13 protein-coding genes and 2 pseudogenes are annotated in these 16,200 nt (G+C 63.1%); 5 read left to right on the top strand and 10 right to left on the bottom strand.

The window, feature by feature from the left end; translation table 11 throughout:
• Nucleotides 1–139 precede the first annotated feature (139 nt).
• Nucleotides 140–286 (top strand): annotated as a pseudogene (locus tag WM94_RS18710) (LysR family transcriptional regulator); the annotation flags it as partial.
• A gap of 226 nt (nucleotides 287–512) precedes the next feature.
• Entirely contained in the window at nucleotides 513–1,025 is a 513-nt protein-coding gene (locus tag WM94_RS18705) for a DUF962 domain-containing protein (protein ID WP_061551889.1), read from the top strand.
• A 127-nt stretch (nucleotides 1,026–1,152) separates the two neighbouring features.
• Here the strand turns inward: WM94_RS18705 and pcaC are convergent, their stop codons facing one another.
• From pcaC to pcaR, 9 genes are all read right to left on the bottom strand, one after another.
• Nucleotides 1,153–1,545 carry a 4-carboxymuconolactone decarboxylase gene (pcaC, locus tag WM94_RS18700; RefSeq protein ID WP_013974040.1) on the bottom strand — a complete coding sequence of 131 codons (393 nt, stop codon included), beginning with the start codon at nucleotides 1,543–1,545 and terminating at the stop codon, nucleotides 1,153–1,155.
• 10 nt (nucleotides 1,546–1,555) lie between these two features.
• Nucleotides 1,556–2,347, bottom strand: a complete 792-nt coding sequence (gene pcaD / locus WM94_RS18695) for a 3-oxoadipate enol-lactonase (RefSeq protein WP_061551888.1) — start codon at nucleotides 2,345–2,347, stop codon at nucleotides 1,556–1,558.
• Nucleotides 2,348–2,358: 11 nt separating this feature from the next.
• Nucleotides 2,359–3,711 carry a 3-carboxy-cis,cis-muconate cycloisomerase gene (locus WM94_RS18690; RefSeq protein ID WP_061551887.1) on the bottom strand — a complete coding sequence of 451 codons (1,353 nt, stop codon included), beginning with the start codon at nucleotides 3,709–3,711 and terminating at the stop codon, nucleotides 2,359–2,361.
• A 9-nt stretch (nucleotides 3,712–3,720) separates the two neighbouring features.
• Entirely contained in the window at nucleotides 3,721–5,010 is a 1,290-nt protein-coding gene (locus WM94_RS18685; RefSeq protein ID WP_013974043.1) for an MFS family transporter, read from the bottom strand.
• 189 nt (nucleotides 5,011–5,199) lie between these two features.
• Nucleotides 5,200–6,405 carry a 3-oxoadipyl-CoA thiolase gene (pcaF, locus tag WM94_RS18680; protein ID WP_177342413.1) on the bottom strand — a complete coding sequence of 402 codons (1,206 nt, stop codon included), beginning with the start codon at nucleotides 6,403–6,405 and terminating at the stop codon, nucleotides 5,200–5,202.
• Nucleotides 6,402–7,181 carry a CoA-transferase subunit beta gene (locus tag WM94_RS18675; protein ID WP_015271653.1) on the bottom strand — a complete coding sequence of 260 codons (780 nt, stop codon included), beginning with the start codon at nucleotides 7,179–7,181 and terminating at the stop codon, nucleotides 6,402–6,404. Before WM94_RS18675 ends, pcaF begins: the two co-directional genes overlap by 4 nt.
• Entirely contained in the window at nucleotides 7,178–8,038 is an 861-nt protein-coding gene (locus WM94_RS18670; protein ID WP_015271654.1) for a CoA transferase subunit A, read from the bottom strand. The genes WM94_RS18675 and WM94_RS18670 overlap by 4 nt, the downstream gene beginning before the upstream one ends.
• Before the next feature lie 230 nt (nucleotides 8,039–8,268).
• Nucleotides 8,269–9,615, bottom strand: coding sequence for an MFS transporter (locus WM94_RS18665; protein ID WP_023660978.1), 1,347 nt, complete (start codon nucleotides 9,613–9,615; stop codon nucleotides 8,269–8,271).
• A gap of 327 nt (nucleotides 9,616–9,942) precedes the next feature.
• On the bottom strand, nucleotides 9,943–10,833 hold the full coding sequence (pcaR, locus tag WM94_RS18660; RefSeq protein WP_013974048.1) for a pca regulon transcriptional regulator PcaR: 891 nt from the start codon (nucleotides 10,831–10,833) through the stop codon (nucleotides 9,943–9,945).
• Nucleotides 10,834–11,323: 490 nt separating this feature from the next.
• Here pcaR and WM94_RS30485 point away from each other — a divergent pair, with 490 nt between their 5' ends.
• Nucleotides 11,324–11,524 (top strand): hypothetical protein, encoded by a 201-nt coding sequence (locus WM94_RS30485; RefSeq protein ID WP_003259583.1) that lies wholly within the window; start codon nucleotides 11,324–11,326, stop codon nucleotides 11,522–11,524.
• A gap of 311 nt (nucleotides 11,525–11,835) precedes the next feature.
• A complete protein-coding gene (locus WM94_RS18650) occupies nucleotides 11,836–13,308 on the top strand; it encodes an inorganic phosphate transporter (protein WP_013974049.1) in 1,473 nt (490 codons plus the stop codon).
• Nucleotides 13,309–13,464: 156 nt separating this feature from the next.
• On the opposite strand, the gene WM94_RS18645 is transcribed toward WM94_RS18650, so the two are convergent.
• Nucleotides 13,465–14,940: a helicase HerA-like domain-containing protein gene (locus WM94_RS18645; RefSeq protein WP_061551885.1), complete on the bottom strand. Its 1,476-nt coding sequence runs from the start codon at nucleotides 14,938–14,940 to the stop codon at nucleotides 13,465–13,467.
• Between the two features lie 169 nt (nucleotides 14,941–15,109).
• Between WM94_RS18645 and WM94_RS31175 the strand changes: the two are divergent.
• Nucleotides 15,110–16,126, top strand: a pseudogene (locus WM94_RS31175) (cache domain-containing protein); the annotation flags it as partial.
• Nucleotides 16,127–16,200: the final 74 nt, after the last annotated feature.

Genomic DNA, 16,200 nt, shown 5'->3' with positions numbered 1-16,200 from the left:
CGAAGCCAAAAGCCAAGACCGACAGCTTCGGGCTTTGCTTCGCAAAGCCCGAAAGCTGGGATATCAATTGGTGGCAGCCTAAGGTGCTTAAAAAACAGCGGGTTGCATTTTGTTTGATGAGAGCGGGCGTGCCCGCGAAGAGGCCATGGGCATCACCCAACCCGCCTTCAGCCGTGCCATCCAGAGCCTGGAGCACAGCTTCGGCTTCCCACTGGTCGACCGGGCCAGCAAAGCCCTGCCGCCCACCCCAGAAGGCCTGATGGTGCTGCAACATGCCCGGCGCCTGGATATGCCAGTGCGGGCTGCTGCCATTCGCTGAGCTGATGATGGTGGCAGGGGCGGGCTATCCTGAGCTATATCGGTCGCCTGTACCGGCCCTTTCGCGGGTAAACCCGCTCCCACAGGTCCAGCGCAGCCCTCAGGAGTTGTGGTGACCCTGTGGGAGCGGGTTTACCCGCGAAAGGGCCGGAACAGGCAATACACCTCGATCAGGCAACCAGGGAGGCACAACAATGAAAACCCTCGTCGACCACCTGAGCCAATACGCCAGCTACCACCGCGACCCACGCAACATTGCCACCCACTTCGTCGGCATCCCGATGATTGTGCTGGCGGTCACTATCCTGCTGTCGCGCCCTGGCTGGGAGGTAGCCGGCATGTGGCTGTCCCCTGCCCTGCCGGCGGCGGCGGCCTCGGTCTGGTTCTACCTGCGCCTGGACCTGCGCTTCGGCGTGGTGATGGGGTTGTTGCTTGGGCTATGCCTGTGGGTCGGCCAGGTGCTGGCGATGCAGACGACAGCGCTGTGGCTCGGCACCGGGCTGGGGGCGTTCGTGGTGGGCTGGATCATCCAGTTCGTCGGCCATTACTACGAAGGCCGCAAACCGGCGTTTGTAGACGATGTCAGCGGATTGATCATCGGGCCGTTGTTCGTGGTGGCAGAAGCGGCATTCATGCTCGGCCTGTGCCCGGCCCTGAAACGCGCCGTCGAGGCCAACGCCGGGCCCGTGGTGGCGCGCTCTATGTAGGAGCGGCCTTGTGTCGCGATAGGGCTGCGAAGCGGCCCCGGCAATATTGGCTGCGAAGCTGAAGCCTAGGGGCCGCTGCGCGGCCCATCGCGACGCAAGGCCGCTCCTACAAGGGACCGCGTAGTGGTCAGGTACGCGACTCCACACCCAGCTCATCCCACACCGACTCAGCCATGTGGAAGGTGGCATTGGCCGCCGGAATGCCGCAATAGATCGCGCTCTGCATCAGCACTTCCTTGATTTCGTCGCGGGTCACGCCGTTGTTGGCCGCCGCGCGCAGGTGCAGCTTCAGCTCGTCGTTGCGGTTCATGCCAATCAGCATGGCGATGGTGATCAGGCTACGGGTATGGCGCGGCAGGCCAGGGCGAGTCCAGATGTCACCCCAGGCGTGGCGGGTGATCATCTCCTGGAACTCGCCGTTGAAGTCGTTGAGCTTCTCCAGGCTGCGGTCCACGTGGGCATCGCCAAGCACTGCGCGGCGTACTTGCATGCCGGCGTCGTAACGTTGTTTCTCGTCCATGGCGGTATCCTCAGTGAGCCTGCAGGAAGGCGAGCACTCGGCGGCTGAACGCCTCGCCGATCTCGACGTTGGACAGGTGCGCCGCCGGGAAGTCGACGTACTCGGCACCCGCGATACCGGCCTGCATGAAGCGGCCGTGCTCCGGAGTGGTCACCACGTCCTCGGTACCGGCAACGATCAGCGCCGGCACCTGGATACGGCCCAGTTGCTCGCGGTAATCGGCATCACGCACCGCCGCGCAGTTGCCGGCATAACCTTGCGGGCTGGTTTGCGCCAGCATCTGGCAGATGCGCTGGGCCTGCGCTGGCTGGGCCTGGGCGAAGCCCGGGGTGAACCAGCGGGCGATGGAGGCATCGCGCAGGTCGACCATGGCCTGCTGGCCGCCCTTGAGCACGGTGTCGATACGGGTGTTCCACACCTCGTCGTTGGCGATCTTGGCGGCGGTGTTGCACAGGGTCAGGCTGTGCAGGCGCTCGCCGGCGTTTATGCCCAACCACTGGCCGATCAAGCCGCCCATCGACAGGCCGACGAAGTGCGCCTTGGCGATATCCAGGCCATCGAGCAGGGCCAGCACGTCACGGCCCAGCTGTTCGATGCTGTAGGGGCCTTCAGTGACCAGCGACCCACCGTGGCCACGGGTGTCGTAGCGCAGCACGCGCAAGTGCTGGCTCCACAGCGGTATCTGTGTGTCCCACATGCCCAGGTCGGTGCCCAGCGAGTTGGACAGGACCAGCACCGGGGCGTTTTCCGGGCCATCGATCTGGTAATTCAAAACGCCATCGGCCAGTTGCAAGTGCGCCACAGCGGTCTCCTTCAGGCAGTGAAACGTTGATGTTCGGACACGGCGCGCGCCACCCAGACGCGGGCCTGGCCCAGGTAATTGGCAGGGTCGAGCAAGCGATCGAGTTCTTCGGCGGACAGTTCGGCACTGACCTGCGGCTCTTCACCCAGCACGGTGCGCAGGTGGCGCTGTTCGGCCACAGCGCGCTGGCAGCACTGCTCCAGCAGGTGATGGGCGTGGTCGCGGCCCAGGCGCTGGGCGAGGACGATGCTCACCGCTTCGGCCAGCACCAGGCCCTGGGTCAGGTCGAGGTTACGGCGCATGCGCGCGGCATCTACTTCCATGCCCTCGGCAATCACCTGGGCTTGGCGCAGCGCACCAGAGACCAGGCAGCAGATGTCCGGTAGGGTTTCCCATTCGGCATGCCACAGGCCGAGGCTGCGCTCATGCTCCTGGGGCATGGCGGCGAACAGCGTCGAAACCAGCCCCGGCACGCGGGTCGCGGCGCCGATCAGCACCGCGGCGCCGACAGGGTTGCGCTTGTGCGGCATGGTCGAAGACCCACCCTTGCCCGGCGCGGAAGGCTCGAACAGTTCCCCCGCCTCGGTCTGCATCAGCAAGCTGACATCGCGGCCGAACTTGCCCAGGCTACCAGCGACCAGGCCTAGTACCGAGGCAAACTCCACCAGGCGGTCGCGCTGGGTGTGCCAGGGCTGCTCGGGCAGGGTCAGCTTGAGCTGCTCGGCCAGGGCTTCGGCCACCGGCATCGCCTTGCTGCCCAACGCCGCCAGGCTACCCGAGGCGCCGCCGAACTGCAGCACCAGCAAGCGTGGGCGCAGCTCATGCAAGCGCTGGCGGTGACGGGTCAAGGCGCCCAGCACACCGGCCAGCTTCATGCCCAGGGTCACGGGGGTGGCGTGCTGCAGCCAGGTGCGCCCCACCAGCGGCGTGTCGGCGTGCTGCAAGGCCTGACGGGACAGGGTATCGGCCAGCTTGCCGAGGTCGGCTTCGATCAGGTCGAGGGCAGCACGCAGCTGCAGGACCAGGCCAGTGTCCATCGCGTCCTGGCTGGTGGCGCCCAGGTGCACATAGCGCTCGGCTTCGGGCACGCCACTGGCAATCACCTTGCCCAACGCCTTCACCAGCGGGATCGCCGAGTTGCCTGCAGTGGCGATGGCATTGGCCAGCGCGCCAACGTCATAGCGCTCGGCGTGGCACGCCGCCTCGATGGCCGCTACAGCGCTATGCGGGACCAGCCCGGCAGCAGCCTCGGCCCGCGCCAGCGCCGCTTCGAAATCGAGCATGCCCTGCAGGCGGCCACGGTCGGAGAAGATCTCGCGCATGGCCGGTGCGGTGAAGTAGGCGTCGAACAGTTGGTTGGTCATGCCACGTCCTTAATTATCGTGGTGCAGGTACGCGGCCTGCTTCGGCAGGCGCAGGCTGAACAGGAAGGCAATCGCCATCATCGCCGTCACGTACCAGTAGAAAGTGTTTTCCATGCCCAAGGTCTTCAGGCCCAGGGCCACGTACTCGGCCGAACCGCCGAACGCCGCGTTTGCCACTGCATAGGCCAGGCCCACACCCAGTGCGCGCACCTGCGGCGGGAACATCTCGGCCTTCACCAGGCCGCTGATCGAGGTGTAGAAACTGACGATACACAACGCCAGGGAAATCAGCACGAAGGCCATGAAAGGGCTGCTCACGGTCTTCAGCGCCATCAGCAACGGCACGGTGAACAGCGTACCCAGGGCACCGAACAGCATCATCGAGTTACGCCGGCCGATGCGGTCGGAGAGCATGCCGAAGAACGGCTGCAGCACCATGAACAGGAACAGCGCGCCGGTCATCACGTAGCTGGCGTTTTTTGCGGTCATGCCAGCGGTGTTGACCAGGTACTTCTGCATGTAGGTGGTGAAGGTGTAGAAGATCAGCGAACCGCCCGCGGTATAGCCGAGCACGGTGATGAAGGCCGCCGCGTGGTCGCGGAACAGGCCCTTGATGGTGCCGGCGTCCTTGTCCTGGCGGGTTTCGGCGCTGCTGGTCTCATGCAGCGAGCGGCGCAGCATCAGCGAGATCAGTGCGGCAATGGCACCGACCACGAACGGAATGCGCCAGCCCCAGGCGCGCAGCTCTTCTTCGGTGAGCAGCTGCTGCAGGATCACCACCACCAGCACCGCCAGCAACTGGCCGCCGATCAGGGTCACGTACTGGAACGAGGCGAAGAAACCGCGCTGGCCGCGCAGGGCTACTTCACTCATGTAAGTGGCAGTGGTGCCGTACTCGCCGCCTACCGACAGGCCCTGGATTAACCGGGCCAACAAAAGCAGCGCCGGGGCCCAGGTGCCGATGCTGGCATAGGTAGGCAGGCAGGCGATCATCAGGGAGCCGAAGCACATCATCAGCACCGAGATCATCAGGGAATTCTTGCGACCATGGCGGTCAGCGAGGCGGCCGAAGATCCAGCCTCCGATGGGGCGCATCAGAAAGCCCGCGGCGAACACGCCTGCCGTGTTCAACAACTGCACGGTGGGGTCGTCGGAGGGGAAGAAAGCCGGGGCAAAGTAGATCGCGCAGAAGGCATAGACGTAGAAGTCGAACCATTCCACCAGGTTGCCTGAAGAGGCACCAACGATAGCGAAGATGCGTTTGCTGCGTTCTTCGCCGGTGTAATAGGTTGAGGTCATGGTGAGTTTACTCCTGGAGGGTCGCAGGTAATTCTAGACACACCTGGTAACACACTCGTTCCGCTATCTGGCTGGCAACTGGCCTTGAGTCTGGCAGGACCGGCCTCTTCGCGGGCAAGCCCGCTCCCACAGTGGGAGGCGTGGTTCCCCCTGTGGGAGCGGATTTACCCGCGAAGAGGCCGGTACAAGTCAAACCCGCTCGATGGCCAGCGCCAAACCTTGGCCTACGCCCACACACATGGTCGCCAGGCCTTTACGCCCACCGCTCTTCTCCAGCTGGTGAAGCGCAGTCAGCACCAGCCGCGCACCGCTCATGCCCAGCGGGTGGCCCAGGGCGATGGCACCGCCGTTGGGGTTCACCTGCGGTGCATCGTCGGCCACACCCAGCTCACGCAGCACCGCCAGACCTTGGCTGGCAAAGGCTTCGTTGAGCTCGATCACATCGAAATCATTCACCGCCACACCCAGGCGCTCGGTCAGCTTGCGCACTGCCGGCACCGGACCAATGCCCATCACTCGCGGTGCAACACCGGCGCTGGCCATGCCCAGTACGCGGGCACGTGGGGTCAGGCCGTGTTTCTTCACAGCCTCGGCCGAAGCCAGGATCAACGCCGCGGCACCGTCGTTCACGCCCGAGGCATTGCCGGCGGTGACGGTCTTGTCCGGGCCGTTGACCGGCTTGAGCTTGGTCAAGGCTTCCAGCGTGGTTTCCGGGCGCAGGTGTTCGTCACGCTCGACGATGGTCTCGCCCTTCTTGTGCGCGATTCGCACCGGCACGATCTCTTCGGCGAAGAAGCCGGCGGCCTGGGCCGCAGCTGCCTTCTGCTGGCTGCGCAGGGCGAAGGCGTCCTGGTCAGCACGCGAAACCTGGTAATTGTCGGCCACGTTGTCGGCGGTTTCCGGCATGGAATCCACACCGTACTGGCTCTTCATCAGTGGGTTGATGAAACGCCAGCCGATGGTCGTGTCTTCGAGCTTCATGTTGCGCGAATAGCCGCTTTCGGCCTTGCCCATGACGAACGGGGCACGCGACATCGACTCGACGCCGCCGGCAATCGCCAGCTCCATTTCGCCGCTGGCAATGGCGCGGAAGGCAGTGCCAATGGCATCCATGCCCGACGCGCATAGGCGGTTCAAGGTGACACCCGGAATGCTCTCCGGCAGGCCGGCCAGCAGCAGCGCCATGCGTGCCACGTTGCGGTTGTCTTCACCAGCCTGGTTGGCGCAGCCGAAGAACACTTCGTCAACCTGATCCCACTGCACGGTCGGGTTGCGCTCGATCAGCGCCTTCAGTGGCACGGCGGCCAGGTCGTCGGCCCGCACGCCGGCCAGGGCGCCACCGAAGCGGCCGATCGGGGTGCGAATGGCGTCACAGATGAATACGTCGCGCATCAGGCTTCTCCTGCGACCTGGCCATGGGCCGCGGCGGTACGGGCTTCGAGGTCACGCAGGGCGGACAGCTCGACTTCGGTCGGTTCGGCGGTGGTCTGCACATCGTCGGCAAAGCGGATCGCCCAGCCAGTGGCGGCGATAATCTGCTCGCGGGTCACACCCGGGTGGATCGCAGTGACGACGAATTCGTGGGTGCCGGCTTCCGGCTCCATGATGCACAGGTCGGTGATAATGCCGACCGGGCCGTCGCCTGGCAGGCCAAGGCGTTTGCGCGAGTCGCCGCCTTCACCGTGGCCAACCGAGGTGATGAAGTCCAGCTTGTCGACAAAGGCACGCGGCGACTGCTTGAGGATGATCAGTACCTGCTTGGCGGAACCAGCGATTTCCGGTGCGCCACCAGCACCTGGCAGGCGGGTTTTCGGGGCGTGGTAATCACCGACGACGGTAGTGTTGATATTGCCGAAGCGGTCGACCTGGGCGGCGCCGAGGAAGCCGACGTCGATGCGCCCACCTTGCAGCCAGTAGCGGAAGATCTCGCCGGTCGGCACCACGGTGTCAGCGGTTTCGGCCAGCTCGCCGTCGCCGATAGACAGCGGCAGCACGCTTGGCTTGGCGCCGATCGGGCCGGATTCGTAGATCAGCACCACGTCTGGCGACGATGTCAGGCGCGCCAGGTTGGCAGCCTTGGATGGCAGGCCGATGCCGACGAAGCACACAGCACCGTTGCGCAGGCGACGGGCTGCAGCGACGGTCATCATTTCGGAAGTGGAGTAGCTCATTGTGCGGCCTCCGCAGTGCTGGCCAGCTTGGCCTTGAATTCGTTGAAATCGGCAGTGCCACGGATGTAGGTGTCGATCCAGGCGGTGAACGATTCGCGGCTACGCGCGATCGGGTCCCAGGCCTGGTAGAAGCGGTTGTCACGCTCGTAGTAGCCGTGGGCATAGGACGGGTGCGCACCGCCAGGTACCAGGCATACCGCGCTCAGGGCCCAGGTCGGCAGCACACAGGCGTTCATCGGGGCCTGCAGGTCGTCGACGATTTCCTCGACGGTGACGATGCAGCGCTTGGCGGCCAGGGCGGCTTCCTTCTGCACGCCGAGGATGCCCCACAGCAGCACATTGCCTTTGCGGTCGGCCTTTTGCGCGTGGATCACGGTCACATCCGGGCGCACCGACGGCACGGCTGCCAGCACTTCACCGGTGAACGGGCAGGTGACGCTCTTGATCAGCGGGTTGACCTTCGGCAGGTCGGAGCCGGCGTAGGCACGCAGCACGGCGAACGGCAGGCCAGAAGCACCGGCGACATAGGCGTTGGCCAGGTCGGCGTGGCTGTGCTCTTCGATTTCGATGGCATGTGGCCACTGCTTCTCGACGGCATCACGCAGGCGGTGCAGCGAACCGACACCCGGGTTACCACCCCAGGAGAAGATCAGCTTGCTGGCGCAACCGGCGCCGATCAGCTGGTCGTAGATCAGGTCCGGAGTCATGCGCACCAGGGTCAGGTCGCGCTTGCCCTGACGGATGATCTCGTGGCCGGCGGCAGTCGGGATCAGGTGGGTGAAACCTTCGAGGGCGACGGTATCGCCATCCTGGATGAACTGCTTCACGGCTTCGTGAAGCGGGAGAATTGCAGCCATTTGGAGACTCCTGGTCAGGGTGCTTCGGTGAGCTCAGATTAAGGAGACTGGTGGGTGGCTTACAATCCGATAATCGACTATTTGTGCGATTATCGAACCATTTGTTGTCCTGCTACTCATTCACTAACGTGTCGAATTCTTCGCAGCACAAGGCTGCTCCTACAGCGGGCGGCGTCGCCTTTGTAGGAGCAGCCTTGTGCTGCGAAGGGCCGCAAAGCGGCCCTCGGGTTTCAGGTCGCGTCAGCGTGGCTCACCAGCCCTTTCACGATCACACCCACGGTCGCCAGCCCCGCCGGCACCAGCAATGCCGTGAGCACCTGTTCGAAGTTCCAGCCCAGCCCGAGCAGCGTCGCACCACTCCAGGCCCCGAGAATCGCACCGAAGCGGCCGATACCCAGCATCCACGATACCCCTGTGGCGCGGCCCTGTGTCGGATAGAAGCGCGCCGCCAGCGAAGGCATCGCCGATTGGGCACCGTTCACGCACATGCCGGCAACCAGCACCAGCGTGGCCAATACGGTGATGTTGCCCAGGCTCTGCCCCACGGCGTAGGCGAACACCCCGGCCAGCAGGTAGAAAATGCCGATCACCTTGTGCGGATTGAAGCGGTCCATGGCCCAACCCACACCGACGGCGCTCAGCACGCCACCGAACTGGAACAGTGCGCCGATAAAGGCAGCCTGTTCCATGCTCGCGCCGCTGTCGCGCATCAAGGTTGGCAACCAGCTGGTCAGCAGATAGACGATCACAAGGCCCATGAAATAGGTCAGCCACAACAGCATGGTGCCCATGCCGTAGGTACCGGAGAAGATCAGCGCAAACACGTTGCGCGCAGCCACTGCCTTCTGCTCCGGCACGCTGAAGCTGCCCGCCTCGGCCACCACCTGTGGCGCGATGGGCGACAAAGTCTTGCGCACCTTGTCGGTCCCCCGGTTGCGCACCACCAGGAACCGCGCTGACTCCGGCAGCCACACCATCAGCACCAGCGCCAGCAGCAACGGCAGCACGCCACCGATCACCAGCAGGCTGTGCCAGCCGTAGGCCGGGATCATCTTGGCGGAAATGAAACCACCACCGGCCATGCCCAGGTTGAAGCCGCAGAACATGCTGGTCACCAACAGCGACTTGAGGCGCTCGGGGGTATATTCAGACAATAGCGTGGTGGCGTTGGGCATACCTGCACCAAGGCCCAGGCCAGTCAGGAAGCGCAACACCAGCAACTGATCGACGTTGGTGGCGTAGGCCGAGGCCAGGCTGAAGCCACCGAATACCAGCACTGCGCCCACCAGCACGCCCTTGCGGCCAAAACGGTCCGCCAGCGGGCCGGAGCCGAGGGCACCGAAAACCATACCGATCAATGCAGCACTCATGACCGGGCCGAGGCTGGCGCGGTCTATCCCCCACTCCTGCGAAAGGGCCGGGGCGATGAAGCCCATGGCGGCGGTGTCCAGGCCATCGAGGAAGACGATCAGGAAGCACAGCAACACCACCCGCCATTGGTAGCGGGACAGCGGCTGCTGATTGATGAACGACTGGACGTCGAGGCTATTGCCGACGTTGGTTTGCGCTTGATTCATTATTGTTTTCCAGAATGAGGGGCACAGCCAGCCCACTGCACGCGATCAAACGGTACAGAGGACGATGATTTGGGGAATGCAGCCGGCGTCAGCCTGGATATAACGGTACTGCGCGCGGGTGCGGCCGCGGCAGCGAGGGGACAGTATTCATGTTAAGTGCCTCTTATGTTTTTCTTGTTCGGTCGGCACAGCCGACCGTTGCGAGAGACATTAATCAGCGGGCGGAGGCGGCGCAATTCACCGCGAACGACACTGTGCGTTTATCGCACAGGAAAGGGTTTTTCCTGTTCTAAATTTGAAAGTGGCGCGCTGTGCGCCCTGCGGGGCTCAGCCAAACAACTGATGGCAAAGGTCCCGGCTGGCTGCGAGCAGGATCGGCAAGAACCGCTGCTCCAGCTCACTGCGCGTCACCCGCCCGACATGGGTACTCACATTCAACGCCGCCAGCACCTGCCCCGAGGCGTCATACACCGGCACCGCAATCGAGCGCAGCCCCTGCTCCAGTTCCTGGTCTACCACGCACCAGCCCTGGGCACGCACCTGCTGGATACAGGCGAACAGCGACTCGGGGTCGTGCAAGGTACGGCTGGTACGCGCCTTCAGGTCGGCACGCTCCAGGTATTCACGCAGGCTGGTGTCGTCCATGGCCGCCAATAGGATGCGCCCCATCGATGTGCAATAGGCCGGTAGGCGCCCGCCCACCGACAGGTCGACCGAAATCAACCGCTCCACGGTCGCCGAACGGGCTATATAAAGAATGTCGTCACCTTCGAGCGTGGCCATGTTGGCCGCCTCGTGCAGCTGGTCGCTGATGCGGTCCAGGTAAGGCTGGGCAGAAATCGCCAGCGGCGTCGACGACAGGTACGCATGCCCCAGCGTCAGCACCTTGGGCAACAGCGAATAGGTACGCCCGTCGGTGGTGGCGTAACCCAGCTTGATCAACGTGTGCAGGCAACGCCGTACCGCCGCACGGGGGATTTCGGTGCGGTGGCTGATCTGGGCGATGGTCAGGTGGCGCTTGCGTTCCTGGAAGGCCTGGATGACTGCCAGGCCTCGCGCCAGGGAGGTCATGAAGTCCGGATCGCCGGTGAAGGCCTGGATGCGCTTGGCCGGTGACGCCACGATCGGTGGTGCCAGGGCTGCCGAGGCAGGTCGCCCCTGCTCCAGGTTGACCGACTCTGGATTGACGGAATCGCTGGCCAAGGTTTCGTCACTCATCGCACACCTCAAAAAAAAAACGCCCACTCGTGCGATTATCGAACAAACGGCCGATAATCGCAATTGACCGCTGACACTTTTACTTATACCTTTCTCATGCCACTTGTGGCTTCTTTGGAGAGACTGGTCAGGTACCCACCGTAGAAGTCCCCAGGCAACGGCCTCGCCTTTTGGCGAGGCCGTTTTTCATTACCCTCCCGTTCGACTGTCCCGCTGCTGCACTGCAACGAACTTTTGTCCGTATTGCCTTTCAAACTTGTACGAAAGGCCCAAACTGTCATCGAATGCATTCCATTACTTGCGTCTTGTGATGTCAGGGTTGGGTAAATTACGATGTTCGGCGAATATCGATTGCTATAATCGATTGCGCAGGCCTCGACGATGCCGTGGTAATGGAACCCTCCGCTGTATCAAGCCGTTGCGGCCAGCAAGGCATGTGCACGCTGCACAACGCTTAACAACTGTCATCAAACTTAATTCAGGTACTACTGTGACGAAAGATGAACTGCGCGCGGAACTCGAGCGCCAGGCTGAACGTTACAAGGATGTTTATGGTGGCGAAGTCACCACTTACGCCGCACAACCGGATCCGGAACGCAAACCTTGGCGCAAGCGCGCCAGCGTGCGCGACCAGGCCTTCAGCCAGGAACTGGAACGTATGGAAAAGGAACTGCGCAGCGACACTCCCTGACCCGGGACCACGCCAGCGCGTCGTCGCCCGGCCAGCCCGGGCGCGGTCGATCTTTACTGTCCGGCCGAAGGTGAAATGGAATTACACAAATTTCATACGACCGTTTGAAAAGAAGCGAAGCGGCTTTTTTTCCAGCTTTTTGCCGGTTTTCGCCAGCTTTTATGCGCTTTAGCGGATATTTCCCTGCCGGCACGTCGCACCGTGCACATCACGCTCGCGTCAGGAAGATTGCCGTCGGTCTGTCGCAAATGCATCGATTGCCAACGTTTTCTGGCATAATCCCGCCCCCCTAAGACCGCCAGACAACCTTCATGATCGAATTATTCAGCGGACTGGATGCCTGGGTGTTGGTGAGCCTGCTGCTCGCCTTGACCTTCGTGCTCGCCTTCGAGTTCATCAATGGCTTTCATGACACCGCCAACGCGGTAGCTACCGTCATCTATACCAAAGCCATGCCGCCGCACCTCGCCGTGTTCTTCTCCGGCGTGTTCAACTTCCTTGGCGTTCTGCTCGGCGGTGTCGGGGTGGCCTATGCCATCGTGCACCTGCTGCCAGTAGAGCTGCTGATCAATGTGAACACCGGACACGGCCTGGCCATGGTCTTCTCGCTGCTGGCTGCGGCCATCACCTGGAACCTGGGCACCTGGTACTTCGGTATCCCCGCCTCCAGCTCGCACACGCTTATCGGCTCCATCCTCGGCGTCGGCCTGGCCAACGCCCTGATCAACGACATCCCGCTGGGCGACGGTGTCAACTGGCAGAAGGCTATCGACATCGCCATGTCGCTGGTGGTCTCGCCGATGGCCGGCTTCGCCGTTGCCGCTATGGTGCTGATCGGCCTCAAGTGGTGGCGCCCGCTGTCGAAGATGCACAAGACCCCCGAGCAGCGCCGCAAGCTCGACGACAAGAAGCACCCACCGTTCTGGAACCGCCTGGTACTGGTGGTTTCGGCCATGGGTGTGAGCTTCGTGCACGGCTCCAACGACGGCCAGAAAGGCATCGGCCTGATCATGCTGGTGCTGATCGGTATCGTCCCGGCCAAATTCGTCCTCGACCTGAACAGCACCACCTACCAGATCGAGCGTACCCGCGACGCCACCTTGCACATGAGCCAGTTCTACCAGCGCAACGCCGCCACCCTGGGCGAGTTCCTGGCACTGGGCAAGGCCAAGTCCAGCGACCTGCCGGAGCAGTTCAGCTGCAACCCGCAGCAGACCGAGCCGACCATTGCCGCGCTGCAGTCCTCGCTGCAGGGCGTGACCGACTACCACAGCCTGAGTGCCGACAAGCGTGTCGAAGTGCGCCGCTACCTGCTGTGCCTGGACGACACGGCGAAGAAGGTCGGCAAGCTGCCGGGTCTGGAAGCCCGTGAAAAGGCCGATCTGGAAAAACTGCGCAAAGACCTGACTGCCACTACCGAGTACGCCCCGTTCTGGGTGATCGTGGCCGTCGCCCTGGCCCTGGGCCTGGGTACCATGGTCGGCTGGAAGCGCGTGGTACTGACCGTTGGCGAGAAGATCGGCAAGCAGGGCATGACCTATGCCCAGGGCATGTCGGCACAGATCACCGCGGCTTGCGCCATCGGCATGGCCAACATCTTCGCCCTGCCGGTATCGACCACCCACGTGCTGTCGTCCGGTGTGGCCGGCACCATGGTCGCCAACAAGAGCGGCCTGCAAGGCGGCACCGTGAAGACCATCCTGCTGGCCTGGGTACTGACCCTGCCTGCGTCGATGGGCCTGGCGGCCGGCCTGTTCTGGCTGGCGTCCAAAGCCATTGGCTGAGTGATACGGTTCTGAAAGAGGCGGCCTTCGGGTCGCCTTTTTTCTGTACCGGCCTCTTCGCGGGTAAACCCGCTCCCACAGGTAATGCACAGCTCTTGATATCTGTGATGAACCTGTGGGAGCGGGTTTACCCGCGAAGGGGCCGGTACAGGCAACCTACCTTTTCTTGCCCCCCAGCAACGCCCCCATCAACCCTCGCACCAACTGCCGCCCCAACTGGTTGGCCGCCTGGCGCACAGCCGACTTGATGGCCTGCCCTGCCGCACTTTGCAAGAACTCACCAGCCTTGTCGGCAAAGCTTTCTTCATCCGCCTTGGGTTGCGGCGCGGGCTCCACCGGCTCGCCCTTGCGCTGGGTCAGCATCTCATAGGCCGACTCACGGTCCACCGGCTTGTCGTAACGCCCCGCCAGCGGCGAATTGGCAATCAGCACACTGCGCTCAGCCGCGCTCAACGGCCCGATACGCGACTGCGGCGGTGCAATCAGCACACGTTGCACCATCGCTGGCGTGCCCTTCTCTTCCAGTGTCCCCACCAGCGCCTCGCCAATACCCAGTTCGGTCAGCACCGCCAGGGTGTCGAACGCCGGGTTGGGGCGGAAGCCATCAGCTACCGCCCGCAGCGACTTCTGCTCCTTGGCGGTAAACGCCCGCAAGCCATGCTGAATGCGCAAGCCCAACTGGGCCAGCACCGCATCTGGCAAGTCCCCCGGCGACTGGGTGACGAAGTACACACCCACGCCCTTGGAACGAATCAGCCGCACCACCTGCTCCAGGCGATCCTGCAATGCCTTGGGTGTATCGTTGAACAACAAATGCGCTTCATCGAAGAACAACGCCAGCACCGGCTTGTCGGCATCACCGCGCTCGGGCAGTTGCTCGAACAACTCGGCCAGCAGCCACAACAGGAAGGTCGCGTACACCTTCGGTGCATCGTGAACCAACCGGCTGGCGTCCAGCAGGTGGATACGCCCACGGCCATCCGGGTCTGGCCGCAGGAGGTCCTCGAGCTGCAACCCCGGTTCACCGAACAACGCCTCGGCGCCCTGCTGCTCCAGGGTCGCCAACCGGCGCAAAAGCGCCTGAGTGGAGGCCGTGGTCATCAGCGCGCTGTCTTCGCCCAGCAGTTGCGGGTTGTCCTTCAGGTGCGCGAGCAGCGCCTTGAGGTCCTTGAGGTCCAGCAGCAGCAAGCCTTCACGGTCGGCTACCTTGAACGCCGCATACAGCGCCGCCTGTTGGCTGTCGGTCAGTTCCAACAGGTTGCCCAGCAGCAGCGGCCCCATTTCACTGAGGGTGGTACGCAGCGGGTGGCCGGACTGCCCGGCAATGTCCCACAGGCTCACCGGGTAAGCCTGGGGCCTGTGCCCCAGCCAGGGCATGCCGGCGATGCGCTCGGCCACCTTGCCTTGCGGCGCACCAGCAGCGCCCAGGCCGCACAGGTCGCCTTTGACATCGGCGGCGAACACCGCAACCCCCGCGTCACTGAACGCTTCCGCCAGATGCTGCAAGGTGACGGTCTTGCCAGTACCCGTAGCGCCCGCTACCAGGCCATGGCGGTTGGCCAACCTCATAGCTTGCCCAACCGGCTGGCCATCCGGGCCAGCACCTACAACGATGGTCGAAATTTCCGACATCTCTTAAATCCTCTGCTCAAGCTTTACCGTAATTCGGCCGATACCTGTGGGTGATATTCGCCTTAATAGAGAGGAACAACCGAAAAGGGACTTTTCGGGATATTGCACTGCTTTGCGACTCCACGCGTGCAAACGCCTGATATGAAACCTTAGCGGAACCGATTACGCCATGAACAAAAGCCTTCGTTTCAGCCACAAGATTCTTTTGGCAGCATCACTGATCGTGATACTCGCCTTCAGCCTTTTCACGCTCTACAACGATTACCTCCAGCGTAATGCGATCCGCGAGGACCTCGAGAACTATCTGGCTGAAATGGGCGCTTCCACTTCGACCAATATCCGCAACCTGTTCGAAGGCCGTATCAAGCTGGTGGAAAACCTGGCACAGAACATAGCCCAGGACCCGACCAACGCCGAAACCCTGATGGGCCAGAATGCGCTGGTTTCCAGCTTCCTCACCGTCTACCTGGGCAAGGTCGACGGTGGCTTCAGCGTGCGCCCTGATTCGAAAATGCCCGACGGTTACGACCCGCGCACCCGCCCCTGGTACAAGGACGGCATGAATGCCGCCGGCGCGACCCTGACCGAGCCGTACATCGACATGACCACCAACAAGATGGTCATCGGCATCCTCAGCAAGGTTTCCGCCAGTGTCGGTGTGGTCGGTGGCGACCTGGCCCTGGACGGCCTGGTGCAGATCATCAACTCGCTGAACTTCGGCGGCATGGGCTATGCCTTCCTGGTCAACGATCAAGGCAAGATCTTGGTGCACCCGGACAAAGACCTGGTGATGAAGTCGCTGTCGGACCTGTTCCCGCAGCACACGCCGAAACTGAGCGGTGAGCTGACCGAAGTGCAGAGCGACGGCCAGGCCCGCCTGCTGACCTTCACCCCGATCACCGGCCTGCCGTCGGCCAACTGGTACATCGGCCTGTCGGTGGACAAGGACAAGGCCTTCTCGATGCTGAGCACCTTCCGCACCTCGGCGGTGATCGCCACGCTGGTGGCGGTGGTGATCATCATCGGCCTGCTCGGGCTGCTGATCCGCGTGCTGATGCAGCCGCTGCACACCATGACCCGTGCCATGGAAGACATCGCCGAAGGTGAAGGCGACCTGACCAAGCGCCTGCGCATCCACAACCATGACGAGTTCGGCATCCTGGGCAGCGCCTTCAACCGTTTTGTCGAACGTATTCACAGTTCGATCCGCGAAGTGTCCTCGGCCACCGAGCAGGTCAACGAAGTTGCCCTGCGGGTCAT

Origin of the sequence: Pseudomonas sp. ABFPK (genome assembly GCF_001586765.1) — a bacterium.
Taxonomy (GTDB): Bacteria; Pseudomonadota; Gammaproteobacteria; order Pseudomonadales; family Pseudomonadaceae; genus Aquipseudomonas; species Aquipseudomonas asiatica.
This window is presented reverse-complemented; position numbering and strand designations above follow the sequence as displayed.